This window comes from Klebsiella michiganensis, assembly GCF_002925905.1.
Lineage (GTDB): Bacteria > Pseudomonadota > Gammaproteobacteria > Enterobacterales > Enterobacteriaceae > Klebsiella > Klebsiella michiganensis.
Genome location: NZ_PRDB01000006.1, coordinates 323,710 through 350,422, shown reverse-complemented (window position 1 = coordinate 350,422; position 26,713 = coordinate 323,710). Strand labels below are relative to the sequence as shown.

The following is a 26,713-nucleotide window of genomic DNA, read 5'->3' as shown; positions in this document are numbered from 1 at the left end:
ATAAGCGGTTATACTCACCGGCATCATACAACAATCACAACTTAACCAAAATCTTCGGCTTCTGGTTGCCGGTACAGTGCCTGAATGCGGCATATCTGGGAGGGGCAGTACCCTGTCGCATCTGCCGTTTCACGGATGCTCAGTTTCTTGACCTGCCGGTAGTACAGGACTTTATGATGCCGTCCTGATCGGCCTGTTTTCACCGGTATTTACCCAGTGTATGCGCCCGTTCAATACCCTGCTTTTGTCGCTGGCGGCGGCCCAGCCAGTCCTTATGCGACATCGCGGCCATCAGGTCGATAAGTATGTCATTGATGTCGGTTATCACGGCGCGGGTTATTGGGTCAGCCTGCGAAGGCTCCTTATCTGACAGAGCCTGCTATGAGGTGGGCACATCCAGGCTGACAATCCGCAGCACGTGTTGCTCGATCTGCTTTTTCAGCCTCATCCAGTACATTACCAGCCGTATGCCCCTGCTTCAGTCCAGACTTGAAGAGGTCAATGCCATGGCTGCCCTTGGTGAGCTGCCCGATATGGAAATATCTGACAAGGGGGGGTAAAAGTCTCCCCGCTGGATAACTGCGTCCCGGTGCAGGTTTCACAGCTGCCAGAGCTGGTTTACAGCATGCTACCGCACCCTAAAATCACGGAAATTCTCGATGAGGTAAACAGCTGGACGACGTTTACCCGACATTTTTCGCATATAAAAAATGACATTACCCATCCCGATACCCGCCTGCTCCTCACCACCATCCTTGCGAATGGCGTCAATATTGGTCTGACCAAAAGCCCCGGAAGCACCAAATCATCACTGGAAGATATCCAGCCATGGTACATCCGCGACGAAACCTATTCAGCCGCCCTTGCAGAGCTGGTAAACGCGCAGGGGTAAAGACCACTGGCGGCATTCCGGGGAGACGGGACAACGTCATCATCAGATGGACAGAATTTCAGAACAAGCAGCTCAGGCAGCTACGCAGGGCAGGTTAACCCGAAATATGGGCAGGAGCCTGGACGTCAGTTTTATACCCATATATCGGATCAATACAGCCCGTTTTACACCTGTATAATCAGTCGGGTCAGGGATTCAACCCATGTGCTAGATGGCTTGCTGTACCACGAAATGACTCCTTATTCACCTCGCGACTACTCCTCGTACGCAGCGTGATGGAAATCAATTTCCCACTGCAGCACATCACCGTAAAGCGCCGACAGCGCCTGCTTTTCGCTTTCACTCAGCGCCATGGCGCAGCGGTCGAGTTCGTTCTTCAGCCAGAGCGCCTGCTGATAAAATTCGTCCTCCGCGTGCATTTCCACCCAGCGACGCACGTCAGCATCGCTCTGGCGATGTTCGCTCGCCCGTCGGCACCAGAAATAATACATCCACTCCGCACCGAACATCAGGGTAACGATCTGCTCATAGCTTCCCTGCCGGGCCGTCCGCAGCATGCCGTCGCGAAAGCGCTGCACGCCGGGCAGATCGTCCGGATAATCAGCGGGAGCTATCCGCCGTTCTGATAACACCTGTTCAAACCATGCAATCTGCGTGTCAACCAGGGCATTCAGGACGCCAATAAGCCAGCGCTGCTGATGAATACCCGGCGCCTTGCTAACCCCGAGAGCAAAAATCGCGATTGCCGTCGCGACAAAGTTGCCCTCAAACACCAGATAGCGGTTAAAGACGGCTGTCGGCAGACGATCCTGTTCGATATCAGTCACAAAACGGTGCTGCTGCATCGCCTGCCACGCCGGTTGATGTTCGCGCAGCAGGCGTTCGCTAAACGCTTCCATTATGCTTCCTCCAGCGCAGCCTGAGCGACCGACATAAAATGCCTCACCCGGGCCAGCTCAACATCGTTCCACCAGACGCCATCGACCTTCATCGTACTGGCCACAATGACCCCCTGGGTCCGCCCGAGGATCTGACTCACGTTGGCGGGCGTCACCCCGGAGCCCACCAGCAGCGGTAGCTCCGTCGCCGCGCGGATCTCGTCAATTTCCTCCATCGTTGCGCTATCGCCCGTGCGCTGGCCGGTCGCAATCACCGCGTCGGCCTCGAAGAAATCCACGTCGCGCGTGAGCTCCTGAATCGAACGATCGGCAACGATGGCGTGGCTACCGTGCTTGACGTGGCTATCGGCAAAGACGCGAATATGTTCAGCGCGCAGCATGCTGCGATAGCGCAGCGCCTTAGCGGCCGCTCCTTCAATAAATCCTTCGTTGGCGATATAGGCGTTGGCCCACTGGTTTACGCGGACGAAATCGGCCCCGCCCGCCAGGGCGATCGCCATCGCCGGGATCGCCGCGTTCGCCAGGACATTAATGCCCAGCGGCACACCAAAACGCTCGCGAACTTTCTCGGTAATCACCGCCATCAGCGCAGAGGTTTCATGACCGATATCCTCAGGTTTGGAAAAAGGAATATCACCATGGTTTTCAATAATCAGGCCGTGAACGCCGCCCGAAATATAATTTTCGGCATCGCGAAGTGCACGCTCAACAATACCGGGGACTGATTTCCCTCGATATTTCGGCGCACCGGGAAAAGGATCGCAATGAATAACACCAATAACAACTTTATTACGTGAAAAAATAGCTTGTATTGCATTCGTTTTTTCTGCTGAGATAGCAACCATCTTATCCATCCTGTTAAGGGAACACTATGCGTGTTTACGTTACTGGTAATATTACCGTAGATGAAACCTGGTCCATTCCGGATATACCGAAAAAAGGCTCATCCATTCACGGCATTAAAGTTTCGCAGGATATCGGCGGTAAAGGCGCGAATCAGGCGATTATATTATCCCGCTGCGGAATCGACACGCGATTAATTGCCGCCACGGGAAATGACAGCAACGGCGAGTGGATCCGTCAGCAGATAAAAAATGAACCACTGACGCTACTACCCGACGGCCATTTCAATCAACATAGCGACACCTCGATTATTTTAAATAGCGCTGATGGCGACAATGCCATCATTACCACGACGGCCGCAGCCGATACGTTCAGCCTTGATGATATTATTCCGCATATGGCGGAGGCCGCCGCGGGCGATATTCTGCTACAGCAGGGCAATTTCTCCCTGGATAAAACCCGGGCGCTGTTCCAGTACGCCAAAGCCCGCGGTATGACAACGGTATTCAACCCCTCGCCTGTCAATCCTGACTTTTGCCATCTGTGGCCGCTCATCGACATCGCGGTGGTCAATGAATCCGAGGCCGAGCAGCTTAATCCTTACGGCGTGAAAACCTTAGTGGTAACCCAGGGCGCGGCTGGCGCCTGGCTGGTTCAGGCGGGTCAGCGCCAGTTTTGCCCCGCCGTCCCCGCCGAGGCGCTAGACACCACCGGCGCTGGCGACACGTTCCTCGCGGTGATGCTGGCGTCCTCGATCCTGCGCGGCGTCGCGCCGGATAGGCTGTCGCTGGCGCACGCCAGCCGCGCTGCCGCCATTACCGTTAGCCGTCGGGGGACGCTCAGCGCGTTTCCCGACGGCCACGAACTCACCGCTCTGTTAGCCGTGAACGGCGCGCGCTGACCTACTTGAACAGCGAACGATAGGTATCGACGTTCGCTTTGGTTACCACCGTGGCCGGAACCAGAATGGTTTTCGGCACGGTTTTACCTGAGGTGATAGCGTTCAGCGCATTCAGGGCTTCGGCCCCCATCTTTTCCGGGTCCTGCTGCAGAACGGCGGTGACGTAGCCGCCGTCAATACCGGAAATCGCCTTCGCCGTCAGATCCCAGCCAAAGACTTTAATATCTTTCTGGCGCCCCTGGTTTTCCACGGCGGCGATAGCGCCCAGCAGAGCGGGTTCGCCAGTGGCATAGATCGCCGTCAGATCGGGGTTGCCGGTAATCAGGTTCTCCGCTGCGGTCATTGCTTTATCCTGTACGTTCTGGCCGTCGACGACGTTAGCGATGGTAATTTTCGGATTGCTTTTCAGCGTCTCTTCAAACCCTTTCTGCCGCTGGTTCTGAATGGCCGAGTTCAGCGCGCCGACAATACCCAGCCGCGCCTGGCCGCCCATCTCTTTCTGCACGTAGTCCACGAAGTATTGACCAATAATTCTGCCACCTTCGATATTATCAACGCCAACCTGAGCCGCCTGCGGCCCGGCCGGTAATACGGCATCAATCGCAATCACTGGAATGTTAGCGGCGGCCGCTTCTTTTACCGCGGGCATAATTCCGTTAACGTCGATAGCGGCAACCAGAATGCCTTTAACACCTTGCTGAATATAGTTTTCTATCGCGTCGTTTTGCGCCACGGGATTATCGTTAGAGTTAAAAATAACTAGATCCTTGCCGCTGGCTTTGGCCGCATCCTGCGCGCCTTTATTCATCAGATTAAAGAACAGGGCCTGCTGATTGATTTGTACCAGCGCATAAGTCGGACCGGCGGCGCCGGCGGCAGAAATAAAACTCATTGATGCCAGCATCGTGGTGGCAACAGCAAGTAAACGCAGTTTTCCGGTGTGAAATAACATCATCAGTATCCTCGTCGGGAATAGTTGATAGCCAGCAGAGTTCCGCGCCGCATGCGAACGCAGAAGGATTATTTTTTGGCGGGCAAATATCGTCTATATGGCCAGAACAATCATCGACCGTTCGGCGGATACCTGCTTAATTTCATTCCGGCAACCGGTCCGTGTCGGTGCGCGACTGGAATGAGTTAAACGGGTTTGGGAATGAATTCCCGGATGATGCGGTAAACTGCCTATACAATTCTCCGCAGATTAAATTTTGTCAAGCATTTATTTCCGGTTATTGTTAGCAGAGAAATTGCTGTATCCACCGCGCTTAACTATGTTACAGATAGCCGATTCTGGCAGAAATGGCGCAGGAAATGAGTATAAAACGCGTATTGTTATCCGATGTGGCAAAGCTGGCGGGGCTGTCGAAGGCAACCCTGTCGCGCTATATGAACAACAGTATTGTGCTACCGCAGGACACCATCGATCGCATCGAAACCGCCATTCGCGAACTGGACTATCGCGGCAATAGCCTGGCACGCCGTCTTAGCAAAGGCGGCAGCGAAACGCTCGGCCTGGTGCTCCCCGATATTACCAACCCCTTCTTTGCCGAACTGGCCGATGCCGCCGAAGAGGCCGCTTCTGCCAGCGGTTACAGCCTGGTGCTGTGTATCACCCGCAACAACCCGGAAAAAGAGTGCCAGTTTATCCGCTGGCTGGATACCTGCCAGGTCGACGGCCTGCTGTTCACCACCAACCGCCCCGATAACGGCCTGCTGCGCAAAGAAGTCCAGCGTCACGAACGCATTGTCCTGCTGGATGAAGATATTCCCGGCAGTAAGGTGCCGAAAGTGTTTGCCGATAACGTCCAGGGCGGGCGGATCGCCACCGAAAAGCTGATCGCCGCCGGGCATCGCCATATCGCTTTCGTCGGCGGCCCGGACAAGCTGATGAGCGTACGCGAGCGCTATCAGGGCTTCTGCACCGCGATGGAGCAGGCCGGCCTGAGCTGGCCGCCCGAATGGGTGATGTACGGTGACTACCAGCGCGAGTTTGGCCAGCAGGCGCTGCGGACCCTGTTCAGCCAGCCGGTTCGCCCGACCGCCGTCTTCGCCGCCAGCGACTATCTGGTGCTCGGCCTGCTCGACGGTCTGCGCGCCAGCGGGCTCCAGGCGCCGGAGGCGCTATCGTTAGTCGGCTTCGATGACGCCAACTATGCCGATTTTACCCAGCCGCGGATTTCCACTATCCGCCAGCCCGCCCGGGAACTGGGCCGCACCGCGGTGAACATCATGATGCGTCTGCTGAACGACGATCGGGACATCCCGGCGGAAACCCGCCTGCCGGTAGAGTGGATTGGCCGCGACTCGATCAAGATCTGTTAAGCACATCCCAAAATGGCGCAAATGTGCCCACTTTTGGCGCAAAAAACGATCAATTAACATTTTATTCACTATAATCAGTAAACCGGTTTACCGGAGCGTAATGAATAAACTCTATTTATTACATAAGGTTAAATCACAGGGCTGCTGTGTTGTTCCTGCCCTGGCACGGATGCTGCAATGTTCTTACTGGCGAACAAATATCTTACATAGCGTTTGTCCTGACTGTGCTGGCGAGTGCTCTATTCCGCAGGTAAACCGGTTTACTAGCATGTAAACCGTGTCGGATAGCATCTCTCCCGCAGGATGGCGAACATTTTCCCGGCAACAGCGATGGGAGTTATCAGATGCAGCAGCCACAAACTACCCCGCCAAGGGTGGAGATGATCAATATCACCAAGACCTACGGGTCGATACGTTCATTGCGCGGAGTCAACCTTGAGCTGGCTCCGGGCGAGGTGCTGGGCTTAGTGGGCGATAACGGTGCGGGGAAATCGACCCTGACCAAAGTGCTCTCTGGCGCGGTGATCCCCTCCAGCGGCACGATTCGTATCGACGGTGAACAGCAGCAGTTTACTAATCCGGCCGATTCGCGCCGCTGCCATATCGAGATGGTGTATCAGGATCTGTCGCTCTGCGACACGGTCGACGTCGCGGGCAATCTGTTTATGGGCCGCGAGCCGATGAAATCACTCCTCGGTATCCCCTTCCTCGATGAGGCAAGAATGCACGCCGATGCCAGGGAGATGCTAAAAGGGCTCGGGATCTCCATTCCCGATACCCGGCTGCTGGTGCGAAATCTCTCCGGCGGCCAGCGCCAGGCCATTGCCATCGCCCGCGCGGCGGCCTTTGACCCGAAGGTGCTGATTATGGATGAACCCACCGCCGCGCTGGCCGTCGCGGAAGTCGAAGCGGTGCTGGAGCTTATTCGCCGCGTTTCCGCTCGCGGGGTGAGCGTGATTCTGATTACCCACCGCCTGCAGGACCTGTTCCTGGTCTGTGACCGGATCATGGTGATGTATGAAGGTACCAACGTCGCCGACAGACGGGTGGCCGACACCAGCCTGAGCGATATCGTTAACCTGATTGTGGGCGAAAAATTCACCGCCCGCTCTGCGGCTGCACATTGAGGTAACAGGATGAGTATCATGAACTTAAGCAGCTCCCGCATGATCCAGCATTCGCTGCCGCGCCGCCTGCTGCATAACCACTCCGGCGTGGTCAGCATCGCGCTCTTTTTCGTCTTCTGCTGCGTGGTGTTTTCGCTGATCACCAGCAACTTTCTCACCGGTACCAACTGGCTCAACATCATCCGTCAGAGCGCCCCGCTGCTGATTGTCGCGACGGCGATGACCCTGGTCATTACCACCGGCGGTATCGATCTGTCGGTGGGCTCCACCCTCGCGCTGGTCGGCGCGCTTTCCGCTATCGCCCTGAATAACTGGGGGCTGCCGTGGCCGGTGGTTCTGCTTGGCGGCCTGCTGCTCGGCGGATTGGTAGGCGCCATCAACGGCTTCTTTATCGCCTATGAAGGCATTCCGGCGTTTATCGTCACGCTCGCCACCCTGGCCGTGGTTCGCGGCATCGCGCTGCTGGTCACCCAGGGCTACTCGATTCCGGTTCCGGCTGACAGCCTGTTTACCTTTATAGGACGCGCGTGGGTAGTCGGTATCCCCATGCCCGCGCTGATCGGCATTATGATTCTGGTTATCGGGCATATTGTTCTCAATCATATGCGCTTTGGCCGCTACGTGACCGCTATCGGCGCTAACGCCGAAGGCGCGCGACGCAGCGGCATTAATACCAAAGCGGTCACCATGAAGGTCTATATCATCAGCGGGATGGCCGCCGCGCTGGCGGGGATGATCATTACCGCGCGCCTCGGCAGCGGCTCCTCCAACCAGGGCGAAGGCTTTGAACTGCAGGTTATTGCTGCCGTTGTGCTTGGCAGTACCAGCCTGTTTGGCGGCTTCGGTACCATTATCGGTACGCTGCTGGGCGCGCTGTCGATTGCGGTCATTCAGAACGGGCTGATCCTGTCGCATATTTCGCCGTTTTACACCCAGATAGCCACCGGCACCATTATCCTGCTGGCGATCTGGCTGAACACCCGCATTCTCAACCCCACGCGCTCCGCGGCAAAAGGATAGCTGATGAAAGGATCAATTTTTCGCCACCCCACCCCGCTGCCGCTTGGCGTCAGCAGCGGTTACGTGATGACGGTGCTTGGCCCGCTGCCGATTAGCGAAATGGGGGTTACCCTGATGCATGAGCATATACTGCTGGATGCCTCCGGCAAATGGGTACCGCCCTGCTGCTGTAGCGATCGCCATCTTGCCGAAATGCCGGTGAAAATGGAAAACCTCGGCGAACTGTCGCTGAATCCGCTGATGAGCCGCGATAACTGCCAGCTGTTTGACGTCGACGTCGCGATTGAAGAGCTGACGAAATATCGCGCCCTTGGCGGAGAAACGGTGGTCGACCCGACCAATATCGGTATCGGCCGCGATCCCAACGCGCTGGCGCGCATCGCGCGCCTGACCGGTCTGAACGTTATTATGGGCACCGGCCTCTATCTGGAACCTTCGCACCCCGAGTGGGTAAGAACCAGCAGCGTCGAACAGCTGACCGAACGGCTGATTTACGATCTGGGCGGCGCGGAGGAGAAACCGGAGGTGCTCGCCGGGCTCATCGGCGAAATCGGGATCTCGAGCCGCTTTACCCCGGATGAGGAGAAATCGCTGCGCGCTGCGGGCCGGGCCAGCGCCGCGACCGGCGTGCCGATCGAGGTCCATCTGCCCGGCTGGGAGCGGCTGGGTCATCGGGTGCTGGATATTCTCGAACAGGAAGGCGCCGATTTACGCCATACCGTCCTGTGCCATATGAATCCCAGCTTTGCCGATAAGCGCTACCAGCGGGAGCTGGCGCAGCGCGGGGCGTTTCTCGAATACGACATGATCGGCATGAGCTATTACTACGCCGACGAGTCGGCGCAGTCGCCCTCCGACGAGGAGAACGCCCGCGCGATTCGCGAACTGATTGACGACGGCTATATCCAGCAAATACTGCTGTCGCAGGACGTCTTCCTGAAAACCATGCTCACCCGCTACGGCGGCCACGGTTACGGCTACATACTCAAGCATTTTGTTCCCCGCCTGCGGCGCCACGGCGTCAGCGGCGAACAGCTTGAAACCTTGATGATTGGAAATCCCCAACGGGTTTTTGGCGGATAAAAGGAAAGTCATAATGCAGAAAAAAATCTTACTGGTCGGTGAATCCTGGACCAGCACCTCAACGCACGTTAAAGGCTTCGACCAGTTTGCCACCGCCACCTGGCACACCGGCGCAACGGATTTTCTGGCCGCGCTCGCGGACAGTGCCTACGCCATTACCTATATGCCCGCCCACGCGGCGGCGACAGACTTTCCGCTGACGCTGGAAGCGCTGCAGCAGTGGGATGCGATTATTCTTTCGGATATTGGCGCCAATACGCTGCTGCTGCATCCGGACACCTGGCTGAAAAGCCGCCGAACCGCCAACCGTCTGACGCTGCTGCATGACTACGTGGCCGGCGGCGGCTCGCTGATGATGATTGGCGGCTATTACAGCTTCCAGGGGATTAACGGCGGCGCGCGCTATCGCCATACCGCGGTGGAGAAAGTTCTGCCGGTCCGCTGTCTGGCGTGGGACGATCGCATTGAAACCCCGGAGGGTTGCTATGCCGAAGTGACGGAATCCCACGCCCTGTTCAACGATATTCCGGGCGAATGGCCGTGGCTGCTGGGCTATAACGAAGTAGAAATGCATCCGGAAGGCAAACTGCTGGCGACCGTGGCCGGTACCGGTCATCCGCTGCTGGCTCTTCGCGAATATCAGCAGGGTCGCTCGCTGGTGTGGACCAGCGATATGTCGGCACACTGGCTGCCGGAAGAGTTTGCTCAATGGCCCGGCTATCGCCAGCTGTGGATTAACTGCCTTGACTGGCTGACGGAACGTCGCTGATGGCCGCCACCCTTGAGCTCGCCCGGCAGCTGCTGGGCTTTAACACCATCAACCCGCCGGGCAGCGAAGCAGACTGCATGCGGTTCTTCGCCGACTGGCTCAACGATCGCGGTTTTGCGGTTTCGCTGTCGTCGTTTGGCGAGGGACGCTGCAATCTTATCGCCAGGCTGCCCGGGGCGAAGACCGGTAAACCGCTGGCCTTTACCGGTCATCTGGATACCGTGCCGCTGGGAAATGCCCTGTGGCAGTACGATCCTTTCGGCTCGCAGATAGAAGACGGGCGTCTTTATGGCCGCGGGTCCAGCGATATGAAAGCGGCGATAGCGGCGTTTGCCGTCGCCTGCGTTCATCAGCGGGAAACGATCCTCGCCGGACGCGGCGCGGTATTGCTGATTACCGGCGGAGAAGAGACCGGCTGCGACGGCGCAAGGGCGTTGATCGCCTCCGCGACGTTGCCGGACGTGGGCGCGCTGATCGTCGGTGAGCCCACCGCCAACTATCCGGCGATCGGCCATAAAGGCGCGCTCTGGCTACGCTGCGAAACGCGGGGAAAAACCGCCCACGGCGCGATGCCGGAGCTGGGGATAAATGCTATCTATCTTGCGGCGGATGCGCTGGGTAAGATTCAGCATTTTTCCCCTGGCGCGGCGCACCCGCTGATGAAGCAGCCCACCCTCAACGTCGGACGCATCGAAGGCGGACTCAATATTAATTCCGTGCCGGACCGCACGCTTTTTGATGTCGATATCCGCAGCGCGCCCAATTTACAGCACGCCACTATCCGGCAGCGCTTGACCACGCTGCTTGGCGAAAGCGTCACGGTATCCACGCTGGTCGACCTGCCCGCCGTACTGAGCCGGGAGGATCATGCGTGGATTAAGCAGGTTTATCAGCGCTGCCAGCCGCTGCACGCTAAGCCGATTGAACCGCGCGTGGTGCCCTACTTTACCGACGCCTCGCTGCTGCTGCCTGCGTTGGCCGATCCACCCTGTATTATTCTCGGTCCCGGCGAGCCGTCTATGGCCCATCAGACCGACGAGTACTGCCTGCTCAGCCGGCTGGAGGAGGCTGAGCAGCTATACGGAGACATTATCCGCGACTGGATGGCGTAGCCGCCCGCGGCGAAGGCAAAGAATGAGTGACAGTGTCACTTTAAAGCGCATACCAGGCGATCGGCGTTTGAATAATATCGCGCAATAACAGAGGATAACCGTCTCGCGTCAGAAACGCATCATCACCAGCAAGGAGGCATTACCATGTCCGTGAAAATCCGCCCGGTGCTCATTTGCACTCTCTCTTTACTTCTTTCCGCCTGCTCGGGTAGTGCTTCTGCGCCGGATAGCGCCGAAGACGCGAAGGTATCGGCAGAAGTGGATAAGATGTTTCGCGATTATCAAACGGGTTCAGATCAATCACCGCAGGCCAACGTCTCACGCTATCTGACGCAGGTCCAGAGGGCTATCTTCGCGAAAATAGACCAGCCGGCGTCCTGGCAGGGGCAAAAATGCTCGGTGCGCTTAACGCTACAGCGTGACGGGACGGTGCATAATCCAGCGGTCGAGAGCGGCGATCCGGCGTTATGCGCGGCGGTAATGTCCGCGCTGAAAGAAGCCAAAATTCCGCCCGCGCCGGATGAAAAAACCTATCAGACATTCAGTCATGTGGTTCTGGACTTCAGGCCCTGAGAGCTTTTTTTGCATGTTATCGCAGGGGCTATTCGGCCCCTGCACGATTTTCAGAACTCCACGCGGCCGCCGAAATTATAGCGTCGCCCTTCCAGCATCGCCTTCTGCCGGTAAGCGGTAGTGTAAACCGGGTTCACATCAAACAGATTGTAGATACCGCTCATCAGCGTGACGTGCTTACTCAGGCGATAACGCACGCCTAGATCTACCAGCGCATAGGCATCCGTTGAGCTGGACTTGCCGATATCCGGCGATCTGCTGCGCCAGCTCGCCTTGGTCCACAGTTCAAGATCGGAAGCGGTGTTCCACGTCAGCGAAACGTTGGCCATACTGCTGGGGAAATCGCTTAGCGCATAACCCTTATACTCACCGCTTTTTTGTTCACTGTGGGTATAGGTATAGTTGGCGTTCGCTTTCAGCGCTGCGGTCACCTGCCAGTCGCCGTTCAGCTCCAGTCCGTAGATCTCCGCATCCCCGACGTTAATGTATTGCGACACGCTATCCGCGGTATAGCCGTTGTATTGGCATTGCCGGGTAGCCGAGGCGGTACAGATGGTATGGTCGCTGATTTTGTCTTTAAATTTGGTATGAAAAAGCGTGGCGTCGAGCGCCAGCGCATCCTGCTGCCAGTACACGCCCAGCTCGGTGTTGATGCTCTGCTCCGGTTTGAGATCGTCGTTGCCGATACCAATCTCAGAATAGGGATAAGCGCCGTAGACGCTGGTAAAGCCGGCGTTGTTCTGGCGCAGGTCCGGTTTTTTATAGCCGGCGGATACGCCACCTTTCAGCGCCCAGCTTTCGTCAATGGTCCAGTTGCCGTAGAGCTTAGGCGTAACGTGATAGCCAAAATAGCTGTCATGATCCAGGCGCGCAGAAGTGGTCAACGTGAAGTCCGGTACAATCATCCACGCGTCTTCAGCAAAAACCGCCCAGCCGTGACGGGTGATTTTACTCACCGGGGTGACGCCGGGCGCCTGCTTGTCCGCAATACCAAAGGTGTCATTCAGCTCATTGCGCGTGAAGTTTACGCCTAGCGTCAACTTGTGATCGGCGAGCGTAAAGGTGTTTGCGCTATTGGCCTCAAAATTATTCTGCTTGATAAACTGCGAGTCCATGCCGGGCACGCGGTACTCCGTACGGGCCTTTTCGTAGCTGATAAAGTTCTTCACCTCCACCAGGTCATCACCGTACCAGGCATGCTGTGACAGCGAGACCGCATCGCGGTCAAAGCCCCAGTACCACGCTTTATCGTTATGGGTTTTCTCCTGATTGCCTTTGGAGGCGTTCAGATCCCAGAGCTGGGTATCGGTTGGCGAAAGAGAAATTGTGGCGTCCAGATTCCCCGCCTGATGCTTAACAAAACGTTCTTGGGTCGGGCTGTCATCATCGCGACGGTCAAGATAGTCAGCCCCCACGCTGACGCCGAGTTTGCCCGGTACGACGGGCCCCATAAAGAAGGCGTTTGTCTGGTTAGTATTGCCGTATTCGCTTTTCTCCTGCAGGAAGTAATTATCCTCCAGCACCCCCGTCCATTTTTCGAGGTTATACGCCTTTTTGGTGATGACGTTGACCACACCGCCGATAGAGTCAGAGCCGTACAGCGATGACATAGGCCCGCGAATCACCTCCACGCGCTCAATGGCGGCCAGCGGCGGCATAAAAGCGGCTTCAGACCCAATGTGATGCCCATAAGGTCGCGATTCGCGGGTAGACTGCTTGATACCGTTCACCATAAACGAAGTATAGGTCGAATCCATACCGCGCATCTGTACATCGCCGGTCGCCAGGCTGCCGTGGCCGTTGCCCACCAGCACGCCCGGCATCTCGCGCAACGCTTCCGTGACGTTCTGATTGGAACGGGTATTCAGCGCCTTCTCATCGAGCACCGAGATCGTCGCCGGCGCCTCGCGCCTCTCCTGGCTGAATCCCGTGGCGGTCACTACCATCTGTTCTTCATTTATCCCTGCGCCATCAGCGGCGTAGGCTGCCGCGGGCAGATTGACGAAGGCGAGCGCCATCGCCACGTCTATGCGTGTCTTCATCGCCACAAAAAGTCCTTAGAATTGAGTGAGATCGATCTTGAGAACGTAGTCAGGCCGATCGCTTTTTTCGTCCTGTTTGACGCTGGCGTAAAGCGTTCCGCCATCCGCAGAAAGGACCAGGCTGTTGGGCATAGCCGCCGTTTTGAGGGTGTGCTTGAGACGATGGGTTCGCGCATCGATGACGCTAATCGAGCGATCGTTGCGATGGGTCACGTAGATTTCATCGCGCATGGCGTTATAAAGCACAGCGACCGAGTTTGGCGAAGCGATACGATCGACCAGCTTGCCGGAGTCCAGCCGCACCACCAGCACATCGCGGGTGTTGGTATCGGCGATATATCCGACTCCGGCGGCGCTGTTCAGGGCGATATTGAGGAAATAGTGCTCAGCGTCAGCCGGATCGACCTTCACGCGGGAAATTAACGTCGACGTTTTGCCGTCAAGGGTAGCCAACTCCCCGTTGCCGGTGACCGCATAGACTTTTTCGCCCGATGCATCAACGGCAAACCCTACGGGGTCGATGTTCTTCAGCGTGTCAATCAGCTGCTGCTTGCGGGTATCGACCACCCAGAGCAGGCCCTGGCCTTTGCGCCCGATCCCTGACACATACAAACGCTGGTTTAGCTTATCCAGCACCACTTCGCGGACGTGGGCCTGTTTCGCAGGATCTGAATCATCGCTGAGCTGAATAGTGTTAATCACCTTATTGGTCAGCGTATCCAGAAGCGTTAGCGAGCCATCCAGCGCGTTACCCAAATACAGGATGTGATTTTCTTCATCCAGGGAGAGCGCGAAGGCGCGGCGTTCGGTAACGATTTTCTCATCAATCCGCAGAGAATCCGCCGCCAGTCGAAAGACCAGTCCCGCGGTTTTATCTTTATCAAACGAGGGCGCGGAGGCAGCGTAGAGCGTCTTCTGGCCGTTATCATAGGCCAGCTCGTAAACGCCGTGGCCGAGAGCCTGAGCGCGGAAGTCCCGCTCGGTGAAATCCTTAGCCGAGGCGGAGAGAGCATGCAGGGAAAACGAAATGACCAGCGCGAGGCGCGCGGCCTGCTTCAGGGATGCGGTAGACATGTAATTTTTCTTTACAGTAGTTTACGGAATGCAAACACTAATGAAAATAAATATCATTTGCAATTGCATTCATCTCCATCTTCCCTACCAATTTTTGTGTTCTGATATTAACCGCCGTTTTTTGTTCCCGCCGGGAGTTCGCCACGCTTCATTCATCGGAATCATTAAAATCACGCGATAATCGGCTGTAAGATGCTGACTAACTCCGCCAGACTCCCCGCCTGCATCTTTTCCATCACCCTCGCCCGATGGACCTCCACCGTGCGTACGGCAATGTTCATTATCTCCGCAATCTCCCGATTCATCAGCCCTTTCACCACCAGCAGCGCAAGCTCCCGCTCTTTGGGCGTTAGCTGCTGATAGCAGTCCACGTTCTTTTGCCGCGCAAACCGCTCGCCTGAGGCCGCCAGGCCGTGTTCCAGCGCCGTTTGTAGCGGCTTCACCGACACCGGCTTTTGCAGAAAATCCACCGCGCCGCGTTTCATCTGTTCTACCGCCATAGGTACGTCGCCATGTCCGGTCAGAAAAACCACCGCCAGGGTGCTGCCGCGCTGACGCAGCGCCTCATGTACTGCCTGACCGTCCAGCGCCGGCATCCGCATATCCAGCAGGACAACGCCGGTCCGGAAGAGATCGGCCTGTGCGAGGAAGACGTCCCCCTCTGCCCAGCACATTACCTCGTAACCCAGGCTTTCCAGTAAAAAAGCACATGCCTGGGTCACCGCCAGGTCGTCATCCAGTAGATGAATTATCGCCATTGCCGCTCCGCGCTCCTTGTTGCATGAATGTCAGTTCCACGGTGACACCGGGTCGTCCATCGGGCGCCGTTTGATTTGCCAGGCTTATTTCCCCCCGGACATAGCGGACCAGCCGCTGACAGATAACCAGCCCAAGCCCCATCCCCTCTTGTCGACTGGTCACAAACGGCTGGAATGCCTGAGCAAGCTGCTCCCCGGCGATACCACCGCCGTTATCCTGCAGGACGATCTTCACGCCTCCGGCATCGCGAACGGCATCAATCCACAGCATCTTCGCCCCGGCCTGCGCCGCATTGAGGATCAGATTCGCCAGCACCTGTTCAAGCAGAACCGGCGGTAAGACGAGCGTTAACGGGCGATCGACATCGCTGTTGAGCAACAGCCCGGGAAACTGCTGCGGCATTCGCAGCCACTGCCAGACATGGTCAATAGCCTGACGAACGCTGATACGTTCCCAGTTCTCCGCTCGTCCTGGCTCCCCGTGCGCCTGGCTGACCCAATGGCGCAGATTGCGCAGCGTTTCCGCCCCGCGCTGAGCCTGTTGATCGATGTGGCCCAGCGCGGGCAGTAAGGGATGCTGCGGATCCTGTTTCTGCAAACGGATCGTACAACCCTGCGCATAGTGGCGGATGGCCGACAGCGGCTGATTTAACTCGTGGGCAAAGCCTGAGGTCATCTCACCCAATACGCTCATCTGTCTTGCCGTTTGCAGCGCCAGCTCCTGCTCGCGCAGCCGGATAGCGTTGCGTTCAAGCTGCCTGCCGCGCCGCCGCACCAGCAGCATCACCCAGATATAATTCAGCGTCAGCAACAGCAGCGCCAGCCCGATGCCGCCCATGATTAACCGGTGCTGGATAAGCCAGTTTTTCACCTCCAGCCACAGCCGTCGCTGCTGAGGGTGCTGTTGAACTTCGCTCAGCAACGCTTCCACCTGACGGGTCGAAGCGGGCGCGCCCCAGTGAAAGACGGCGTTATCCGGGGCATTGAGCAAGGCGCGGGTCACGCGATCCGCCAGCGCGTCGCTCACCGCCGGCAGCGCGGCAAACGACCAGTCGGGATACAGCGGTGTACTGGTTAAACAAGGTATCGCCGCCGGCCCCTCGATGACCGCGGTAAAATCGGCTTTATTTACCAGTCCCTCATCAGCCATTTTTTCCAGCAGGCACACCGGAACAATCGCCGCCTGCACTGCCCGTTCACGCAGCAGATAGATCTGCGCATCCGCGGGGAATCCGCTAAAACGCAGATGCAGATCGCGTTCCGGCCGCAGCCCGGCATCGCTCAGCGCCTTGTATCCCAATAAATAGCCGCCGAAGGCCTGAGGATCGATGGCCCCTACCGTTTTGCCGATCAGGTCGGCCGGCGACGAAATACCGCTGTCGCGACGAGTCAAAATGACGCTGCCGATAACGTTGCTTATCCCGAGTGAAGAGCGCAAAGAGGCCAGCCAGCGCAGCGAAGAATGACTATTCAGCTGGACAAACTGCGCCGGATTGGTCACCACAAACTGCACCGAGCCGTTATTGACCGCCTCCTGTATCTGCTGCAGATCGAGCGGCTGAATATGGAACTGCTGATCCGTTAGCTGCTGATTGAGCATCACCTCCAGCGGCTGCCAGTGGCTGCGGGTTAAGACCTCGCCGCGCATGGCCAGAACGCCGATATTCCACGACGCCGCCCACCCGCTGCTGTTCAGCAGGAACGCCGTCACCAGCAGCGCCAGACGCTGCACATTTTTCGCTCTCACCCGATTATCCCTGTTCATTATGTTGTTTTAGATCAACAACCCGCCGGGTATGTGGTTAACCACAATAGAGCTGACCCCGCCGCGATTTTTACACTGTAAATCATCAACATTGTTTATTCATCACATGCAAAACAATGACGTGACAAATGTTTCGTTATTGCTGCGCGAGGGAAAAATATGGACAGCAGTAAACGACAGTTTCTGGCGCAGCTGGGCGTTCTCACCGCCGGCGCGTCTCTGGTGCCGCTGGCGGAGGCGAAATTTCCCTTTTCGCCGGCCCGCCGCGAAGGCGCCTCCGGTCATCGCTATGCCATGCTGGTTGACCTGCGACGCTGCATCGGCTGCCAGGCCTGCACCGTCAGTTGCGCAATCGAAAATCAGACGCCGCAGGGGGCGTTTCGTACTCACGTCAATCAGTATCAGGTGCAGTTGGGCGATCGGGTCACCAACGTCCTGCTACCGCGGCTGTGCAACCATTGTGATAACCCGCCCTGCGTGCCGGTCTGCCCGGTGCAGGCCACCTTTCAGCGCCAGGATGGCATTGTGGTGGCGGATAACACCCGCTGCGTCGGCTGCGCCTACTGCGTCCAGGCCTGCCCCTATGACGCGCGTTTTATCAACCATGAGACACAAACCGCCGATAAGTGCACCTTCTGCGTTCATCGCCTGGAAGCCGGGCTGCTCCCCGCCTGCGTCGAGTCCTGCGTCGGCGGCGCGCGGATCGTCGGCGATATCCAGGACCGTCAAAGCCGTATCTCGCAGACGCTCGCCCTGCACCATGACGCCATCAAGGTGCTGAAGCCGGAAAACGGTACCGTCCCCCACGTTTTCTATCTCGGACTGGACGAGGCGTTTGTTACTCCGCTGATGGGACATGCCCAACCCGCGCTCTGGCAGGAGGTATGAATGAGCCAAACCATGATCATTGAGGAAGTGCTGGCCCGTCCGCAGGAGGTGAGCTGGCTACCGTGGGCGGTGCAGTATTTCTTTTTCATCGGCATTGCCGCCTGCGCGGCGCTGTTTGGCTGCCTGCTTCACTGGCGCAAAAGACACGATGCGAAGCTGGAACGGCTGACGCTGCTGATTGCTCTGACCTGCGCGATTACCGCGCCGCTGGCGCTGACGGCGGACCTGCATCAAACCGCCCGCTTCTGGCACTTTTACGCCTATCCCACGCCCTGGTCGTGGATGCCCTGGGGGCGCTGTTTCTGCCGCTATTCACCCTCTTTCTGGGCCTGTGGTTTGCGGTACGGCAGTCAGGTCTGCTGCGCAATAAAAGTGACAGCGTCACAAAATGGCTGGCGCTGGCCAGCGCGCTTACCGCGACGGGGCTGCTGCTTTACACCGGACGCGAAGTCTCCGTGGTTCAGGCCCGCCCGGTCTGGTTCAGCTACGCCTTTGTGCTGGCGATGTTCTTTAGCGCGCTGCAAACCTTTTTCGCCCTGCTGATTGTCGCGGTACGCAATGATTTTCAATGCCAAAGGCAGTTGGCGATATGGCAGCTCTCAGCGCTTATGCTGCTGGCCGTCATCGTGGCGATCTGGGTCAGCGGTGATACCCTTTCCGGCTCGGCTATTCGTCAGTGGCTGGTCATTTCGCCTTCAGCTCGTCATTACGCGATCGGCTGGCTGGCATGCTGGCTTATTTCATTGATCTTTTGCGCGCTTGCCCTGCGTTATCCACTGACGCTGCCCGTTCGCGCCCTGCTGACCGTCAGCGCCATGGCGCTGAGCTGGCTGATGCGCTGGACGCTGCTGATTCAGGGGCAAACCATCCCCAAATTTAATGCCCAGTTTAATCCCTATACCCTGCCGGTCGGTACCGACGGCTGGCTCGCTATCCTTGGCACATTCGGCCTGTGGATTGCGCTGCTCATTATTGTCCGTGAAACCGTAAACGGACTCGCAAGGAGAAGGCAACATGGCTAATTTAACCCGTCGTCAGTGGCTCAAAGTCGGCCTCGCCGCAGGCGGTCTGGCGTCTTTCGCCCTGAGCTATCGCGAGGTGGCAAAGCGCGCCCTTGACGGCCTGCTCAGCGGTACATCCGGTAAAGTGACCCGCGATCGTATTTTCGCTAATGCTCTGATCCCGGAAGCCAATGCAAATACCGGCTGGCAACAAAATCCCCGGCAGGTTATCTCGATGACCCAATGTTTTGGCTGCTGGACGCAGTGCGGCGTTCGGGTGCGGGTGGATAGCGAGAAAGGCGAGGTACTGCGCATTGCCGGCAACCCTTACCACCCGCTTTCTCATGAGCACCACCTCGACTCTTCCATTCCTTTTTCAACCGCCATGGCGCAGCTGGCGGGTGAAAGCGGACTTGATGCCCGCTCTACCGCCTGCGCGCGCGGCGCCACGCAGCTCGAGGGACTCTATAGCCCGCTGCGGCTCCTTGAGCCGATGAAGCGCGCGGGTAAACGCGGCGAAGGGAAATGGCAGCGCATCAGCTTTGAACAACTGGTGAAAGAGGTGGTTGAAGGCGGCGATCTGTTTGGCGAGGGGCACGTTGATGGTCTGCGCGCGATTCACGATCCGATCGCCCCCGTTGACCCCCGGCATCCGGGATTCGGCCCAAAAACCAACCAGCTACTGGTCACCAACACCAGCGACGATGGGCGCGATACCTTTTTACGCCGTTTTGCGCTGAACAGCTTCGGCAGTAAAAACTTCGGCGCACATGGTTCCTACTGCGGGCTGGCCTATCGCGCGGGCTCCGGCGCCTTAATGGGCGATCTGGATAAAAACCCGCACGTGAAGCCCGACTGGGATAACGTTGAGTTCGCCCTGTTTATGGGAACGTCGCCCGCCCAGTCAGGCAACCCCTTTAAACGCCAGGCCAGGCAGCTCGCCAGCGCCCGCCTGCGCAATGACTTTCAGTATGTGGTGGTCGCGCCGGCGCTGCCGCTCACCACGGTGATGGCAGACGATCGCGGGCACTGGCTGCCGGTGATCCCCGGGAGCGATTCGGCGCTGGCAATGGCGATGATTCGCTGGATTATCGAAAACCGGCGCTACAACGCCGATTACCTGGCGCTACCGGGCGCGCAGGCGATGCGGCAGGCCGCTGAAAAGAGCTGGACCAATGCGACACACCTGGTCATCACCGATGACCAGCCGGAGCTGGCCGGACAGCATTTAACCCTTGCTCACCTGAATGCGGAGGGAGCCAGCGAACCGGTGGTGGTTAACGAAAGCGGTGACGTTGTCGCCGCCAGCGGCTGCCCGCGCGGCGCGCTCTTTGTAACGCGCCAGCTAACCCTGCCGGACGGGCGCAGCGTGACGGTCAAAAGCGGCTTCCAGCTGCTGAAAGAGTCCGCTGAAAAGCTCACCCTGACACAGTACAGCCAGCAGTGCGGCGTCGCGGAAGATAAGATCGCGGCGCTGGCGGATGCCTTTACCCGTCATGGTCGTAAAGCCGCGGTCATTACCCACGGCGGCATGATGGCCGGCAACGGATTTTACAGCGCCTGGGCGGTCATGATGCTTAATACGCTAATCGGTAATCTCAGCCTGGAAGGCGGCGTGTTTGTCGGCGGCGGCAAATTCAACGGCGCGACAGACGGCCCGCGTTACAACCTGGAGAGCTTTGCCGGTAAAGTGAAGCCGAAAGGGCTCAGCATCGCGCGCAGCAAAACCGCGTATGAATCCTCCGAAGAGTATCGCAGCAAGGCGGCGGCGGGCGTCTCCCCCTACCCGGCCAGAGCCCCGTGGTATCCGTTCGTCGCCGGACAGCTGACCGAGCTGCTGACCTCGGCGCTCGAAGGCTACCCCTATCCGCTGAAAGCGTGGATTTCCAATATGACCAACCCGCTGTACGGCGTGCCCGGGCTACGCGCGGTTGCGGAAGAAAAGCTAAAGGATCCGCAGCGGCTGCCGCTGTTTATCGCCATTGACGCCTTTATGAATGAAACTACCGCCCTGGCCGACTATATCGTTCCGGATACGCATAATTTCGAAAGCTGGGGATTCAGCGCGCCGTGGGCCGGCGTCGCCAGTAAGGCCACCACCGCCCGCTGGCCGGTCGTCCCTGCCGCCACCGCAAAAACCGCTGACGGTGAGCCAGCGTCAATGGAGGCATTTTGCATTGCGGTGGCGAAGCGTCTTAATCTGCCCGGATTTGGCGAAAACGCCATTACCGATGCTCAGGGTAACCGCTATCCACTCCACCGGGCTGAGGACTATTACCTGCGCATGGCCGCGAACATTGCATTTATGGGTAACGCGCCGGTTGCCGAAGCCATTAGCGAGGATCTGACGCTGACCGGCGTGCAGCGTATTCTGCCGGTTATTAGCCAGACCCTGAAAGCGGACGAAGTGAGCCGGGTAGCCTTTGTCTACTCCCGCGGCGGGCGCTTCGCGCCGGACACAAGCGGTCGCGCGGAGAATCGCGTCGGTCAATTGTGGGAAAAACCGCTGCAAATATGGAACGCGGAGGTTGCCGCCCACCGCCACGCCATCACCGGCGAGCGCTACAGCGGCTGCCCGGCATGGTATCCGGCCAGATTGTCCGACGGACGCGCTGTCGAAGCGCTTTTCCCGCGACAGCAGTGGCCGCTGAAGCTGATCTCGTTTAAATCCAATACCATGGCCAGCGCCTCGACGGTGATCCCGCGCCTGCATCACCTTAAGCCGAGCAATCTGGTGGCGCTGAATCCGCTGGACGGCCAGCGCTACGGCCTGGCGCACGGAGACCGCGTACGAATTTCCACCCCCGGCGGCCAGGCTGAAGTCGTCATTAGCCTGTTAAGTGGCGTGATGCCCGGCGTCATCGCGATTGAACACGGCTACGGGCATCGCGAAATGGGCGCGGCGCGGCACACCCTCGACGGTGAGCCCATGCCGTTCGCGGCGCAGATTAAAGCCGGCATTAACCTTAACGATTTGGGATTTGCCGACCCAACCCGCGAGGTCAGCAATACCTGGCTGGACTGGGTCTCCGGCGCGGCGGTGCGTCAGGGGCTGCCGGCAAGGATTGAGAGGGTGTAGACCGCTTCGGTACGTACAGGGTTGTGCTCCTTAGCGTACCGGTATCGAGGCGGCCATGATTAGTTATAAACCACCATCATCACGCCGGTTCCGTTGAAGGCGCCGGTCGAGGTTGGCGTCCCAGCCAGCGTTCCTCTTAACCGTAGCGAGGACTGAGAGCCGGAGTAGGTGGTATTACCCGGCGCTGAGTTAGCTGCCCCAAGTCCCAGATTGGCACGCATGCCGTTGCTGAGCGGGATATAGGTATTGCCTGTTTGTAGCTTTAACACATAGCTCACCGAGGAAGACGTGCAGGAAACGCCCACCGTACTATCAGCCGTTTTGCCCGCCGCCTGGTCAAGCATTAGCGTACCGAAACTTAGCGTTACCTGAGGCACAGACATGGCGCACCACTCGTTTAGCGGTGGCGCCGTCATGCAGTTTATACCGCTACCGGCTCCCGGCGGATAAACAAGGTCGGAAAAATTAAAGTTACCATTAGCTTCACGAAGCGTGTATCCAAAGCAGACGGTGGAAGAGCCTCCCACGACACTATAATTTCGGATGGAAATTTGATTTCTGACGCTATCGACGCTCGCGTTAAGCACTTCTCGCCAGGTTCCCTTATACGGGACGCCGGGCGGAGGATAACTCGTGGCAACATCCGATGTCCCCCAAAAGTCGCCATTCGCAGTCAGCGCGTTTGCAACCAAAAGCCCGCCATTACTGCCTAAGTTCGCTGGTGTATCCAGGCTGACGCTACCTGAACTCACGGTAATATCACCTGTGGTGATAATCCACTCAGTACCCGTACCGAAAGGGACCAACCTTACTGCGGTGACCGTTTTCCACCGATAGTTTTCACCGTACACGGGTACAGAAACCGGCACGATCATGGCTGCCGCTAAGGCTGCCTGAAATAGCTTTTTCTTCACCTGCACTCTCCTGTGCATAAAATAGCGTTACTGGTATTCGGCCCGCAGGGTTGCGGTGGCGCTAAATAATCCTTCCACCAACTCCACCCCGTTGCGCTGAACAAGGAGAGCTTCAATACTCGGCAGCGTCACGCTATTGATGTTGATGGCCTCGCCCAGCTTAAACGGCTGGCCGTTCTGGTAGATTTTCACGCCAAGATTGGCCTGCTCAGGGGTCACCACGGTGGCATTGTCGGCATCAAACCCGGCCGCGTTACCGCGTACGCTAAGCCGCAGCTGCCATGCAAGGGTGCTGTCTTCACATTTCAGGGTTAGTGGAACGGTTTCACGGTATTTTCCCTCCACGATTTTTTTTATTCGGACATCACCGAAATCCACATACACAGGGCCGCCTTCGCTTATTGAGCAAGCCGGTGGCGTCACCAGAGTGCCGATAAACTCGAGGTTTTCCGGGTCTGCCGCCTGAAGAGATGACGTCATCATCAGGCCGACCAACAGCAAGGGGGCATATCCGCTCAATTTCATCATGTTGTTTCCCTGCGCCATTTACTGATACTCCACGACAAGCGAAGCCATGACCCTGAACGGCCCACCGCTCAGAGTCACTCCGCTTTGTTTGATGGGGGCGGCGTAAAGCTTGGGGATATTGGGGTCGGTGAAATTTAGCCAGGTGCCAACGTTAAGGCGGGTATCACCATTGTACAGGGCGATGCCCAGCCCGCTTTGACCTCCCGCCAGCGCCGTGCTGTCAAAGCTTGCCGCTGTCCCCGTTATGCGCACTTTCTGTTTTGACGATACCGCCATGGAGCAATCTAAATCGAAATCAATCAGCTTCCGGTATTGCGTCCCGTCGATACGGGTGGTCATCACCTCGTTGCCAAAGTTGACGGTGATAACGTTATTGTTATGTACCACGCACGGAGGCGCTTCTATTAAGGTGCCGCTAAAGTTAACCGTTGCGTCGGCCAGCGCGCTGGTGCCAAAGCACAACGTAAGGGGAAGCACCAGGCCACGCAGATTTATGGGGGTCACTATGTCTCTCTCCTCTCGCGTCACTGGTAGTCAATGACCATGGTGCCTGTGCCGAAAAACGGACCTGCGGTAAGCGTGGCGTTATTCTGAGCCACGGGTACGGCCCACAGCCTGGGTTTATTGGCTGTGCCATTGAAGTTGACATAATTGCCGGGAGTCATGAGCGTGGTGCCGGCACTTCCACTGTACAGCCGTATGCCCAGGCCCCCTTTACTGGTCAACAAAAGACCGCTGCCAAAACTCGCCAGAGACCCTCGAATCGTCAGTTTGAGGGCATTACTGTTCAGGCCAGTACAGGTGAGGCCATATTGAATCTCTTTCTTATAATTCACTCCGTCTACCAGACGAGTAATCAGATCATCACCAAACTTCACGTCTACGGTGTTGTTACCGTCAATAACGCACTGCGGCCCATCGATCAGGGTGCCGTTGACGGTGATAGTGGTGGTATCTCCTTCAGCGGCCTTCGCCTGTCCGCCGGAAAAAAGCAGTAAGGCTCCAGCCATCATCAGATACGCTCGGGATGTTATTGAGTGTTGGCGCGTCATATCAGCCTTCCTTTGGTAGTGCCACTTTTCCCGCCCGGCACAGCGTCCCGGTGCAGGTAAACGGTAATAATCGCGCGCTGCCATAATCATTAATAAACATCAGCGTCGGATTATTTCCCAACCGCAAGGTGGGTAGCGTCAGCGCCGCTTTATCTTTTGGAGAAACCATCACGGGCTCGAAATCGTCCAGCGCTTTTCCGTTCAGGCTGTCACGCGCTTCAACAAATGAAAAATGGTACGGTGTCGGATTATTAACCTCATAGCGGTCCCCCTTAAGAGCGAGGGTCAGCGTTTCTACGCCGGGCACCGCATCAAGCAAGGGATCCACCTTAATCCCCTTTGGTCGCCAGAACACTTTCATTCGCGTCTGCATAGCCAGCATCAGAACGTTAGGCTTGTCGGATTTTGGCGGGATCTCGCGTAAGTTAAGCCAGAATACGCTTTCTCTGTCGTTGGGCAGTGAAGAGGCATCCGCAACCTGCTGTACCCTGATCATCGTTCTACCGTCGGGCTCAATACGCTGTACGGGCGGTAAAATCATCAGAGGGCCGTTTATTTTTTCTTCTTTCTCATTTTCCATCCACCCCTGGGCGAGATAGGGATCCTGCGTATTATTATTTTTCACGCTCAATCCGACAGATTTCTCCCCTTCATTGAAAATAACCCGGGAGCGTTCCACAGATAATGCAGCCTGAGCTGAATGCTGGCTTCCGGTAAACAGTAGAATACCCAGAAAAGACGTTAATTTAAGTTTCATACTTTCACCTGTCGTATCACTTACAGGACCAGAGTTATTTCATCTAGCAGATAATTTACATTTTATGTCTATCTGTACATATGCGTTTTTAAGGGGGAGATCCATTTTCAGAAATGGCATGATGAACATTCCTAAATTTGCACCCCACCCATTATTAATATTCATTTTCGTCCCTGCTTATTAGCCGAGACAGTTGTCCTGGACAAGAATTAACTTGCCAGCTTCCAGCGGAGAGTATGACTTCTCCCTTTTCCGGTTTTGATACTGATCACTTTACCGTTTGATTCCATCTGGCATAATAAATAACGCATGCTGTAGATACTGATATCCATCTCATTGGCTATTTCTCGCGTTGTCAGCCATACCTCATCATCCAGTTCGCTTTTTCGTAACCGTTTTTTGGTCAAGCGTTTTATACTTTGTAAAGCTCGCTCTTTATCATCGAGCTGTCTCTCCATATCACCAGACAACGTGGTTTTCCATATTAGCTGATCTTCATCCGCATCACGTTCGTGATTATTAACAACCTCAGCATATTTATCAGAAACCGATTTGGTACCCAGCCACGAAACGAAATCACTGTATCTGGTGATATTGACTTTCCGCATAATCGAGCGTCGATAGCCACTGAGCGCCTTAATACTACAGCCCATTTTGCGAGAAATTTCATCGTGGCCTAAACCCTGGCTCAAATAGCCTAGCATTAGCTGTTCACGCCAAGTCAACTGGTAGGGACCAGGACATTTATTACAATTTGGTTTACGTAAGTCCGGAGGCCCGCACATGAGATCGGCGAAAAACAGCATGAACAGTTTGCGCCGGATGGTCGCCACTGAGTTCCTCATCGCGAGAACTGAACTAACAACCGGGCAATGAAAGTTTTTATCATAGTGTTCACTACGTGGATAAACGCTTAACCACTTTTTCTTGAGGAGCTTAAATTTATAGTCATTGTGGGCGCGAAATCGTTGACAATCGACCCAGTCAAAGGCTTTTTCCCCAGGAGATTGCACTTGCACAATGAGATCGGCTTCCTGCGATTTTTTGACTAAGGATACGGTAATATTGCCGCTAAACTCATCCTCAAATAACTCCTCAAGGAGAAAGACCACCCCCTGAGAAAAATAATTATTCTCAGTTGCCACATAAACCGGCAAATAGGTACCTCTGGTGTCATCCATCATATTTTCTCCTCTTTCCCGAACAATTAATATCTCTACATAAATAAACACTAAAATAATTATACAATTGATGCCCCACTCACTCTCTCGGCCATGCGAGCTATATTTTAAAAGTAACGTAAATTTTGCCTGA

General features: G+C 56.7%; 23 protein-coding genes and 3 pseudogenes. 12 read left to right on the top strand and 14 right to left on the bottom strand.

Going from position 1 to position 26,713, the window contains the following annotated elements:
* Positions 1-41: 41 nt before the first annotated feature.
* Positions 42-451: pseudogene (locus CDA56_RS31160) on the bottom strand (recombinase family protein); the annotation flags it as partial.
* Here CDA56_RS31160 and CDA56_RS16030 point away from each other — a divergent pair.
* A pseudogene (locus tag CDA56_RS16030) lies at positions 450-1,123 on the top strand (Tn3 family transposase); the annotation flags it as partial. The pseudogenes CDA56_RS31160 and CDA56_RS16030 overlap by 2 nt on opposite strands.
* Positions 1,124-1,146: 23 nt before the next feature.
* Here the strand turns inward: CDA56_RS16030 and CDA56_RS16025 are convergent.
* The gene (locus CDA56_RS16025; protein WP_102802893.1) at positions 1,147-1,791 is read right to left on the bottom strand and encodes a TenA family protein; all 645 of its coding nucleotides are present in this window, start codon (positions 1,789-1,791) and stop codon (positions 1,147-1,149) included.
* Positions 1,791-2,636: a BtpA/SgcQ family protein gene (locus tag CDA56_RS16020; RefSeq protein ID WP_102802894.1), complete on the bottom strand. Its 846-nt coding sequence runs from the start codon at positions 2,634-2,636 to the stop codon at positions 1,791-1,793. Before CDA56_RS16020 ends, CDA56_RS16025 begins: the two co-directional genes overlap by 1 nt.
* A gap of 26 nt (positions 2,637-2,662) precedes the next feature.
* On the opposite strand from CDA56_RS16020, the gene CDA56_RS16015 reads away from it, so the two are divergent.
* Positions 2,663-3,535 carry a ribokinase gene (locus CDA56_RS16015; RefSeq protein WP_102802895.1) on the top strand — a complete coding sequence of 291 codons (873 nt, stop codon included), beginning with the start codon at positions 2,663-2,665 and terminating at the stop codon, positions 3,533-3,535.
* A 1-nt stretch (position 3,536) separates the two neighbouring features.
* On the opposite strand, the gene CDA56_RS16010 is transcribed toward CDA56_RS16015, so the two are convergent.
* Entirely contained in the window at positions 3,537-4,490 is a 954-nt protein-coding gene (locus tag CDA56_RS16010; RefSeq protein ID WP_048262825.1) for an ABC transporter substrate-binding protein, read from the bottom strand.
* 344 nt (positions 4,491-4,834) lie between these two features.
* Between CDA56_RS16010 and CDA56_RS16005 the strand changes: the two genes are divergently transcribed.
* The 7 genes from CDA56_RS16005 (at position 4,835) to tolA (ending at position 11,541) form a co-directional block, all read left to right on the top strand.
* Entirely contained in the window at positions 4,835-5,857 is a 1,023-nt protein-coding gene (locus CDA56_RS16005) for a LacI family DNA-binding transcriptional regulator (RefSeq protein WP_038424520.1), read from the top strand.
* Between the two features lie 380 nt (positions 5,858-6,237).
* Complete coding sequence (locus tag CDA56_RS16000; RefSeq protein WP_162557591.1) at positions 6,238-6,984, top strand: ATP-binding cassette domain-containing protein; 747 nt, start codon at positions 6,238-6,240, stop codon at positions 6,982-6,984.
* 18 nt (positions 6,985-7,002) lie between these two features.
* Positions 7,003-8,004, top strand: coding sequence for an ABC transporter permease (locus CDA56_RS15995; protein WP_014229399.1), 1,002 nt, complete (start codon positions 7,003-7,005; stop codon positions 8,002-8,004).
* Between the two features lie 3 nt (positions 8,005-8,007).
* Entirely contained in the window at positions 8,008-9,087 is a 1,080-nt protein-coding gene (locus CDA56_RS15990) for a phosphotriesterase family protein (RefSeq protein ID WP_048262831.1), read from the top strand.
* Positions 9,088-9,100: 13 nt separating this feature from the next.
* Complete coding sequence (locus CDA56_RS15985) at positions 9,101-9,856, top strand: glutamine amidotransferase (protein WP_102802896.1); 756 nt, start codon at positions 9,101-9,103, stop codon at positions 9,854-9,856.
* A complete protein-coding gene (locus tag CDA56_RS15980) occupies positions 9,856-10,968 on the top strand; it encodes a M20 family metallopeptidase (RefSeq protein WP_102802897.1) in 1,113 nt (370 codons plus the stop codon). Before CDA56_RS15985 ends, CDA56_RS15980 begins: the two co-directional genes overlap by 1 nt.
* A 144-nt stretch (positions 10,969-11,112) precedes the next feature.
* The gene (gene tolA / locus CDA56_RS15975) at positions 11,113-11,541 is read left to right on the top strand and encodes a cell envelope integrity protein TolA (protein ID WP_014838514.1); all 429 of its coding nucleotides are present in this window, start codon (positions 11,113-11,115) and stop codon (positions 11,539-11,541) included.
* A gap of 50 nt (positions 11,542-11,591) precedes the next feature.
* Here the strand turns inward: tolA and CDA56_RS15970 are convergent, their stop codons facing one another.
* The 4 genes from CDA56_RS15970 to ttrS all read right to left on the bottom strand — a co-directional run bounded on the left by CDA56_RS15970 (position 11,592) and on the right by ttrS (position 17,162).
* A complete protein-coding gene (locus tag CDA56_RS15970) occupies positions 11,592-13,583 on the bottom strand; it encodes a TonB-dependent receptor domain-containing protein (RefSeq protein ID WP_032694973.1) in 1,992 nt (663 codons plus the stop codon).
* Between the two features lie 15 nt (positions 13,584-13,598).
* Positions 13,599-14,657, bottom strand: coding sequence for a 7-bladed beta-propeller protein YncE (gene yncE / locus CDA56_RS15965; RefSeq protein ID WP_103814390.1), 1,059 nt, complete (start codon positions 14,655-14,657; stop codon positions 13,599-13,601).
* Positions 14,658-14,827: 170 nt separating this feature from the next.
* A complete protein-coding gene (gene ttrR / locus CDA56_RS15960; RefSeq protein WP_014838517.1) occupies positions 14,828-15,415 on the bottom strand; it encodes a tetrathionate respiration response regulator TtrR in 588 nt (195 codons plus the stop codon).
* A complete protein-coding gene (ttrS, locus tag CDA56_RS15955; RefSeq protein ID WP_103814388.1) occupies positions 15,390-17,162 on the bottom strand; it encodes a tetrathionate respiration histidine kinase TtrS in 1,773 nt (590 codons plus the stop codon). Before ttrS ends, ttrR begins: the two co-directional genes overlap by 26 nt.
* A gap of 177 nt (positions 17,163-17,339) precedes the next feature.
* On the opposite strand from ttrS, the gene ttrB reads away from it, so the two are divergent.
* The 3 genes and pseudogenes from ttrB to ttrA all read left to right on the top strand — a co-directional run bounded on the left by ttrB (position 17,340) and on the right by ttrA (position 22,148).
* Positions 17,340-18,068, top strand: coding sequence for a tetrathionate reductase subunit TtrB (ttrB, locus tag CDA56_RS15950; RefSeq protein ID WP_103814386.1), 729 nt, complete (start codon positions 17,340-17,342; stop codon positions 18,066-18,068).
* A pseudogene (ttrC, locus tag CDA56_RS15945) lies at positions 18,069-19,090 on the top strand (tetrathionate reductase subunit TtrC).
* Complete coding sequence (gene ttrA / locus CDA56_RS15940; RefSeq protein ID WP_102802901.1) at positions 19,083-22,148, top strand: tetrathionate reductase subunit TtrA; 3,066 nt, start codon at positions 19,083-19,085, stop codon at positions 22,146-22,148. Before ttrC ends, ttrA begins: the two are co-directional and overlap by 8 nt.
* 59 nt (positions 22,149-22,207) lie before the next feature.
* Here ttrA and CDA56_RS15935 read toward each other — a convergent pair whose 3' ends face one another.
* The 6 genes from CDA56_RS15935 to CDA56_RS15910 form a co-directional block, all read right to left on the bottom strand.
* On the bottom strand, positions 22,208-23,062 hold the full coding sequence (locus CDA56_RS15935; RefSeq protein ID WP_048262843.1) for a hypothetical protein: 855 nt from the start codon (positions 23,060-23,062) through the stop codon (positions 22,208-22,210).
* 27 nt (positions 23,063-23,089) lie between these two features.
* Positions 23,090-23,590, bottom strand: a complete 501-nt coding sequence (locus tag CDA56_RS15930; protein WP_025106314.1) for a fimbrial protein — start codon at positions 23,588-23,590, stop codon at positions 23,090-23,092.
* 18 nt (positions 23,591-23,608) lie between these two features.
* A complete protein-coding gene (locus tag CDA56_RS15925; protein WP_025106313.1) occupies positions 23,609-24,094 on the bottom strand; it encodes a fimbrial protein in 486 nt (161 codons plus the stop codon).
* Between the two features lie 20 nt (positions 24,095-24,114).
* Positions 24,115-24,642, bottom strand: a complete 528-nt coding sequence (locus CDA56_RS15920; RefSeq protein WP_025106312.1) for a fimbrial protein — start codon at positions 24,640-24,642, stop codon at positions 24,115-24,117.
* 1 nt (position 24,643) lies between these two features.
* Complete coding sequence (locus CDA56_RS15915) at positions 24,644-25,399, bottom strand: fimbrial biogenesis chaperone (RefSeq protein ID WP_102802902.1); 756 nt, start codon at positions 25,397-25,399, stop codon at positions 24,644-24,646.
* Between the two features lie 209 nt (positions 25,400-25,608).
* Positions 25,609-26,583, bottom strand: a complete 975-nt coding sequence (locus CDA56_RS15910) for a LuxR C-terminal-related transcriptional regulator (RefSeq protein ID WP_064404990.1) — start codon at positions 26,581-26,583, stop codon at positions 25,609-25,611.
* Positions 26,584-26,713 lie beyond the last annotated feature (130 nt).

Coding starts and splice junctions, on each gene's coding strand:
- CDA56_RS16025 (WP_102802893.1), bottom strand. CDS start 1,791: ATGGAAGCGTTTAGCGAACGCCTGCTGCGCGAACATCAACCGGCGTGG.
- CDA56_RS16020 (WP_102802894.1), bottom strand. CDS start 2,636: ATGGTTGCTATCTCAGCAGAAAAAACGAATGCAATACAAGCTATTTTT.
- CDA56_RS16015 (WP_102802895.1), top strand. CDS start 2,663: ATGCGTGTTTACGTTACTGGTAATATTACCGTAGATGAAACCTGGTCC.
- CDA56_RS16010 (WP_048262825.1), bottom strand. CDS start 4,490: ATGATGTTATTTCACACCGGAAAACTGCGTTTACTTGCTGTTGCCACC.
- CDA56_RS16005 (WP_038424520.1), top strand. CDS start 4,835: ATGGCGCAGGAAATGAGTATAAAACGCGTATTGTTATCCGATGTGGCA.
- CDA56_RS16000 (WP_162557591.1), top strand. CDS start 6,238: ATGATCAATATCACCAAGACCTACGGGTCGATACGTTCATTGCGCGGA.
- CDA56_RS15995 (WP_014229399.1), top strand. CDS start 7,003: ATGAACTTAAGCAGCTCCCGCATGATCCAGCATTCGCTGCCGCGCCGC.
- CDA56_RS15990 (WP_048262831.1), top strand. CDS start 8,008: ATGAAAGGATCAATTTTTCGCCACCCCACCCCGCTGCCGCTTGGCGTC.
- CDA56_RS15985 (WP_102802896.1), top strand. CDS start 9,101: ATGCAGAAAAAAATCTTACTGGTCGGTGAATCCTGGACCAGCACCTCA.
- CDA56_RS15980 (WP_102802897.1), top strand. CDS start 9,856: ATGGCCGCCACCCTTGAGCTCGCCCGGCAGCTGCTGGGCTTTAACACC.
- tolA (WP_014838514.1), top strand. CDS start 11,113: ATGTCCGTGAAAATCCGCCCGGTGCTCATTTGCACTCTCTCTTTACTT.
- CDA56_RS15970 (WP_032694973.1), bottom strand. CDS start 13,583: ATGAAGACACGCATAGACGTGGCGATGGCGCTCGCCTTCGTCAATCTG.
- yncE (WP_103814390.1), bottom strand. CDS start 14,657: ATGTCTACCGCATCCCTGAAGCAGGCCGCGCGCCTCGCGCTGGTCATT.
- ttrR (WP_014838517.1), bottom strand. CDS start 15,415: ATGGCGATAATTCATCTACTGGATGACGACCTGGCGGTGACCCAGGCA.
- ttrB (WP_103814386.1), top strand. CDS start 17,340: ATGGACAGCAGTAAACGACAGTTTCTGGCGCAGCTGGGCGTTCTCACC.
- ttrA (WP_102802901.1), top strand. CDS start 19,083: ATGGCTAATTTAACCCGTCGTCAGTGGCTCAAAGTCGGCCTCGCCGCA.
- CDA56_RS15930 (WP_025106314.1), bottom strand. CDS start 23,590: ATGATGAAATTGAGCGGATATGCCCCCTTGCTGTTGGTCGGCCTGATG.
- CDA56_RS15920 (WP_025106312.1), bottom strand. CDS start 24,642: ATGACGCGCCAACACTCAATAACATCCCGAGCGTATCTGATGATGGCT.
- CDA56_RS15915 (WP_102802902.1), bottom strand. CDS start 25,399: ATGAAACTTAAATTAACGTCTTTTCTGGGTATTCTACTGTTTACCGGA.
- CDA56_RS15910 (WP_064404990.1), bottom strand. CDS start 26,583: ATGATGGATGACACCAGAGGTACCTATTTGCCGGTTTATGTGGCAACT.